The 5,727-nt window shown below is 41.8% G+C and carries 5 protein-coding genes; 3 read left to right on the top strand and 2 right to left on the bottom strand.

Annotated elements, in window-relative coordinates; translation table 11 throughout:
* Nucleotides 1–93: 93 nt before the first annotated feature.
* From NTV63_04960 to NTV63_04970, 3 genes are all read left to right on the top strand, one after another.
* The gene (locus NTV63_04960; protein ID MCX6710267.1) at nt 94–1,728 is read left to right on the top strand and encodes a tRNA uridine(34) 5-carboxymethylaminomethyl modification radical SAM/GNAT enzyme Elp3; all 1,635 of its coding nucleotides are present in this window, start codon (nt 94–96) and stop codon (nt 1,726–1,728) included.
* 106 nt (nt 1,729–1,834) lie between these two features.
* Nucleotides 1,835–2,128 (top strand): DUF211 domain-containing protein, encoded by a 294-nt coding sequence (locus tag NTV63_04965; protein ID MCX6710268.1) that lies wholly within the window; start codon nt 1,835–1,837, stop codon nt 2,126–2,128.
* Between the two features lie 24 nt (nt 2,129–2,152).
* Complete coding sequence (locus NTV63_04970) at nt 2,153–2,791, top strand: hypothetical protein (GenBank protein ID MCX6710269.1); 639 nt, start codon at nt 2,153–2,155, stop codon at nt 2,789–2,791.
* Nucleotides 2,792–2,856: 65 nt separating this feature from the next.
* On the opposite strand, the gene NTV63_04975 is transcribed toward NTV63_04970, so the two are convergent.
* Both NTV63_04975 and ppsA read right to left on the bottom strand, forming a co-directional pair.
* On the bottom strand, nt 2,857–3,024 hold the full coding sequence (locus tag NTV63_04975) for a hypothetical protein (GenBank protein ID MCX6710270.1): 168 nt from the start codon (nt 3,022–3,024) through the stop codon (nt 2,857–2,859).
* 167 nt (nt 3,025–3,191) lie between these two features.
* Nucleotides 3,192–5,618, bottom strand: a complete 2,427-nt coding sequence (gene ppsA, locus NTV63_04980; protein ID MCX6710271.1) for a phosphoenolpyruvate synthase — start codon at nt 5,616–5,618, stop codon at nt 3,192–3,194.
* Nucleotides 5,619–5,727 lie beyond the last annotated feature (109 nt).

Consider the following 5,727-nt stretch of genomic DNA (forward strand, 5'->3'; position numbering starts at 1 on the left):
TGAAAAAATGTCAATAATTTAAATATTCCTTTATGAGTAATATAAAGCAAGGATATATAAATATTTTTAACAACTGAAAAAGACGAAAAGAACATGACAGAGAAAATTGCAGGAAAAGACGGAAAATGCTCTAATGATAAAGCCGCCTTATCCCTTGTTTCAAGGGAGATTTTAAGGAGGATTAAAGAGAATGGAATCTCTGGCGATAAAGCGCTCAATTCCCTTAAGAAGAAAGTTGCAGAGGAGATGGGATTTTCGGGCTTTATCTCAAATATAAAAATCCTCAGCAGCATTGATTCAGCTGATGCTGTGCGCTTTCGGGAACTTTTCATGACTAAGCCAGGAAGAAGCCAGTCAGGAGTTTCTGTTGTTGCAATCATGACTAAGCCCATAAAATGCCCCCATGGAAAGTGCATATACTGCCCTGGCGGGCCAGAGTCATTTTTTGGTGATACGCCCCAAAGTTACACAGGTAAAGAGCCTGCAGCAAGAAGGGCAATGAGAGCTTTTTATGACCCTTACCTTCAGGTTATGAACCGGCTTGAGCAGTATACTGTTACAGGGCACATTCCAGAAAAGGCGGAGCTAATAATCATGGGAGGAACATTCCCAAGCTTTGATGATTCGTATCAGGATGAATTTGTCAGCTATTCCTTCAAGGCCATGAATGATTTCTCTTCAGAGTTTTTTCGGGATAGAATTCTTGACTCTGAAAAGTTCCGGGATTTCTTTGAGCTTCCCTGCGATGTTACAGATGAAGGAAGGACTGAAAAAATTCAGAAAAAGCTTCTTTTGCTTAAGGGAAATTTAGCTCCTTCTCTTTCAGATGAGCAATTGAAAAATGAATATTCATTAGTTAGGTGCGTTGCAATGTGCATTGAGACAAGGCCAGACTACTGCAAAAAGCCCCACATTGAAAAAATGCTGAGGCTTGGGGCAACAAGAGTTGAAATTGGAGTCCAAAGCATTTACGATTCTGTCCTGAACAAGATAGAAAGGGGGCATTCTGTGAAGGACATTGTTGAAGCAACAAGGCTTCTTAAGAATTCTTTCCTTAAAGTAGGCTATCACATGATGATAGGGCTTCCTCTTTCAAGCTCTGAAGATGATGTGAATGGATTAAGGGAAATTTTTGAAAATTCGGATTTTCGCCCTGATAATCTTAAGATTTATCCGTGCATGGTAATCAAGGGCACTAAGCTTTATGACATGTGGAAGAACAAAGCAGGTGTTGAGATGACTAATCTCCGCCAGATGATTTCCAATTCAATGAGAGATGAAAAGCTTTCCTGCAGATGCATAAGGTGCAGGGAACCCAGGGGAAGAAAGGTTGACTATGAAATGGTCAGGATTAAGAGAATTGATTATGATGCAAGCTTGGGAAAAGAGATTTTCCTCTCTTTTGAGGATGCAAAAAATGACATTATAATAGGGTTCTGCCGCCTTAGGATTCCTTGCAAACCGTTTATCCCCGGGATAGGTGTAAACAGCGCAGGGATAAGGGAGCTTCATGTTTACGGCGAATCCCTTCCAATAGGAAGCTCTTTTAGGGAAAGCTCATCCCAGCATAGGGGATTTGGGAAAATGCTGATTTCCGAAGCAGAGAGGATAGCAAAAGAGGAATTTGGATGCTCAGAAATTCACGTTATTTCAGGCGTAGGTGTAAGGGAATATTACCGTTCAATTGGCTATTCCAGGAATGGCGCATACATGTCTAAAAAGATATGAATCTTTAATTTTACTTTCTAACTTTCTAATGTTGCGATGAATCAGCGATAAAATTATAAACCTATTTTCAGGCATGATTTAAGCATACAAGCGGGGTGATTTTAAGATGGGCGTGATAAGAAGGATTGTTCTTGATGTTCTTAAGCCTCATGAGCCCACAATAGAAGAGCTTGCATCAAGGCTTAGCGACATAGAGGGGACTGACGGAGTGGATATTGTCGTTTATGGCATAGAAAAGCAGGTTGAAAGCATAAAGATAACTATGGAAGGAAGCAAGATAAACCTTGCAAAGGCAAGGGCAATAATTGAGGATTTCGGGGCAAACGTCCACAGCATTGACAAAGTGACATGCGGCTCAAAAATAGTTGAGGAGGCAGAAACTCCCCAGGACGTAGACTGATTTTTTTTTTAATTAGTGGTTTAAATGGAAGCAGCAAAGCAAAAGCCCAACGAGCAGAAAGAAAAGAGAAGGGGCATTTTTGCAAAAATAAGACGTTTCTTTTCAGAATTCAGGGATTACAACAGGATTGCAAAGATTGATGAAATCGCAAGAAGATACTTTCTGATGAACACCTTTGACGGCGTTATGACAATACTGGGAATAATAATGGGAAGCATGTTCTCAAATTCAGGAAATCCAAGGCTCATAATAAATGTGGGGATTGGCGCTGCAGTTGCAATGGCAGTTTCAGGGATATGGGGGGCATATACTGCCGAGCACACAGAGCGGATAAGAGAGCTAAAAAATCTTGAAAAGGCAACACTCAGAAAGCTCAAAAATACAAAGATTGCCCGCGCATTTGGCACTGCAGAAGTCATCATTGCCGTTATAGACGGGATTTCCCCTCTCACAGCCACCTTCATAATTCTTGTCCCTTTCTTTTTCACAGCGCTTTCCATCAGCACAATGTACACGCTTTCAATTGCAATTGCATTTTCTGTGCTTGCAATTCTTGGGGTTTTTACTGCAGTAATCTCTAAGGAAAGAATTATGCCGTCTGTATTCAAGATGATTCTTGCTGGAACAGTTTCAGCAATTATAGGCAAACTTCTTATAAAATAGGCTTCATCTTGAGTCCTGAAAATAAGATGCTGTCTTTTTTTTGCGAAAGCTCTTTTGAATAGTCTTCAAATCATCTTTATGAAATTCTTCAGGAATATCACTATTCCAATGAGCACCAGCACAAGAAAAAGGTCAAGCACAATTCCCATCTTGCCTCTGCACTTTTCATCGCAGTGCACCCGCAGATTGCTTTTCTTTATCTCTTCTATCATTCTTCTGTCATAATTGAGCATTTTATTTCCCTCTGAAAAAAATCAAGGTAAAAATGCGGTAACAGGTAGTTAAAATAGTTTTCTATTTTTCAAAATTTTAAATCAGAAAGATAATCCTATTTTAACAAATTAAACTGCAAAAAATAAGGAAGAATATTTAAAAATTTAAAATAAAATTTAAAAGCAGTTTAAAGAAGGTGCCCGGGTATAAGCTTTGATATGCTCTTCTCTTCCTCTGCAATCCTGAGCGTTGTCTTTATCACGCTGTCCGGATTCAGGGATATTGAGTCAATCCCGCAGTCCACAAGGAATGCTGCGAAGTCAGGGAAGTCAGACGGCGCCTGCCCGCATATTCCAACTTTCCTGTTGTATGCCTTTGCTGTCTTTATCACGCTCTCCACAAGGCGCTTTACAGCGGGGTTTCTCTCATCATAAATGCTGCTCACAAGGGATGAGTCCCTGTCAAGCCCGAGAGTAAGCTGGGTTAAGTCATTGCTTCCTATGCTGAATCCGTCAAATATCTTTGAGAATTCATCTGCAAGGATTACATTGCTGGGGATTTCGCACATCACATACACCTGAAGTTCGTCTTTTCCCCGTTCAAGCCCGTTCTTCTTCATCTCAAGAAGAACCTTGTTTCCCTCCTCAACAGTCCTGCAGAAGGGTATCATTATCTTGACATTCTTCAGGCCGTATTCATTCCTGACTTTAAGCATTGCCTTGCACTCAAGCGCAAATGCGCCCTTGAATTTTGGGTCATAGTATCTTGAAGCGCCTCTCCATCCTATCATAGGATTGTCCTCTTTTGGCTCAAATTCATTTCCCCCGATAAGCCCGGCATACTCATTTGTCTTGAAGTCGCTCATCCTGACAATCACATCTTTTGGGTAGAATGCAGCTGCGATTGTCCCTATGCCCTGCGCAAGCTTATCTATGAAGAACTGCTTCTTGTCAGAGTATCCCTTTGTAAGCTCCTCGATTTTTTCCTTCAATAAGGCATCTTTTATGCTGCTGAAGTTTATTAATGCATTAGGATGGATTTTTATGTATGAGTTTATCACAAACTCCTCCCTTGCGAGCCCGACTCCGTCATTCGGGATGAATGAGGATACAAATGCCTCTTCAGGATTCCCTATGTTCATCATGATTTTTGTCTTGGTTCTCGGTATGCTCTTAAGGTCAATGTTCTTGACCTCATACTTGAGGATTCCCGAATACACAAATCCTGCTTCGCCCTCTGCGCAGCTTACAGTTATCTTCTGCCCGGGCGCAATCTTTTTTGTGGCTTCAAGAGTTCCTACAACACAGGGTATTCCAAGCTCCCTTGATACAATTGCTGCGTGGCATGTCCTTCCGCCTTTGTTTGTGACAATTGCAGAAGCCATTTTCATGACAGGCTCCCAGTCAGGGTCAGTCATTTCTGTCACAAGCACCTGCCCTGTTTTGAATTTCTCAATCTCATGGACGCTTTTTATGACATTTGCAGCCCCTGCGCCGATTTTTTCTCCGACGCTTATTCCCCTCAGAATCAGTTTTCCTCTCTGCCTAAGCTCGTATTTCTTAATCATTGAGGGGTCTCTTCTTGAGACAACTGTTTCAGGTCTTGCCTGTACGATGAAGAGCTTTCCTGAAGGGCCGTCTTTTGCCCATTCAATATCCATTGGCATGGGATGCCCCTTCTTTTTTGTGTAGTGCTCCTCTATTATGCATCCCCATTTTGACAGGAGGAGGATTTCCTCATCAGAAAGCGCAAACTTTGCCCTTTCCTCTGCAGGAACAGGCATGTTTTTTGTGAATGCATTGCCCTCATTGGAATAAACCATCCTTATTTCCTTCATTCCGACATTTTTTGAGATTATCGGCCTGAAGTTTTGCTTGAGAGTCGGCTTGAACACAATATACTGGTCTGGGTTTATGAATCCCTTGACAATATTCTCGCCAAGCCCGTATCCTGCATTTATGACAATAGCATCCTTGAATCCTGATTCTGTGTCAATTGTGAACATGACTCCTGAGCACGCCGTGTCTGAGCGCACCATCTTCTGAACGCCTATGCTGAGCGCCACTGCAAACTGGTTGAAGTGCTTGTCCTGCCTGTAGGAGATTGCCCTGTTTGTGAATAATGAGGAGAAGCATTTTTTGCATGCCTCCATTAAGTCCTCATGCCCTCTTATGTTAAGATAGGTTTCCTGCTGCCCTGCAAAGCTTGCATCAGGCAGGTCCTCTGCTGTTGCGCTGCTTCTTACTGCAACATCTGTATTGTGCCCATACTGCCTGCACAAAAGGTCATATGCGTTGAATATTTCAGCTCTTAATTCAGGGGGGAATTCTGCATTTCTTATGAGGCTTCTTATCTTGCTTCCCTTGTCAGCAAGGGAGCGCATATCTCTTGTGTTCAGCCCCTTCATTATCTCCTGAATTTTGTCTCTTATCTGGGTCCTTTCAATGAAGAAGTTGTATGCGTATGCAGTTATTGTGAATCCGTTTGGAATAGGAACCTTGTCTTTCAGAAAGCGATACATCTCGCCAAGGGATGCGTTTTTTCCGCCAACAAGCCCTACATCCTCAATTCCTATCTCATCGAACCAAAGTATGAACTTATTTGACTTGTCCATTTTTCCTTACCCCCATTCAAGCATAAGATGAAAGCCCGAGAAATTCAGATAATACTATCACAACCTCTTTTTCCCAGGCAATAGGAGTATCAAAAACTGCTTATATAAA

The organism is Candidatus Woesearchaeota archaeon (assembly GCA_026394965.1).
GTDB lineage: Archaea > Nanobdellota > Nanobdellia > Woesearchaeales > 0-14-0-80-44-23 > JAPLZQ01.

Coding starts and splice junctions, on each gene's coding strand:
- NTV63_04960 (MCX6710267.1), top strand. CDS start 94: ATGACAGAGAAAATTGCAGGAAAAGACGGAAAATGCTCTAATGATAAA.
- NTV63_04965 (MCX6710268.1), top strand. CDS start 1,835: ATGGGCGTGATAAGAAGGATTGTTCTTGATGTTCTTAAGCCTCATGAG.
- NTV63_04970 (MCX6710269.1), top strand. CDS start 2,153: ATGGAAGCAGCAAAGCAAAAGCCCAACGAGCAGAAAGAAAAGAGAAGG.
- NTV63_04975 (MCX6710270.1), bottom strand. CDS start 3,024: ATGCTCAATTATGACAGAAGAATGATAGAAGAGATAAAGAAAAGCAAT.
- ppsA (MCX6710271.1), bottom strand. CDS start 5,618: ATGGACAAGTCAAATAAGTTCATACTTTGGTTCGATGAGATAGGAATT.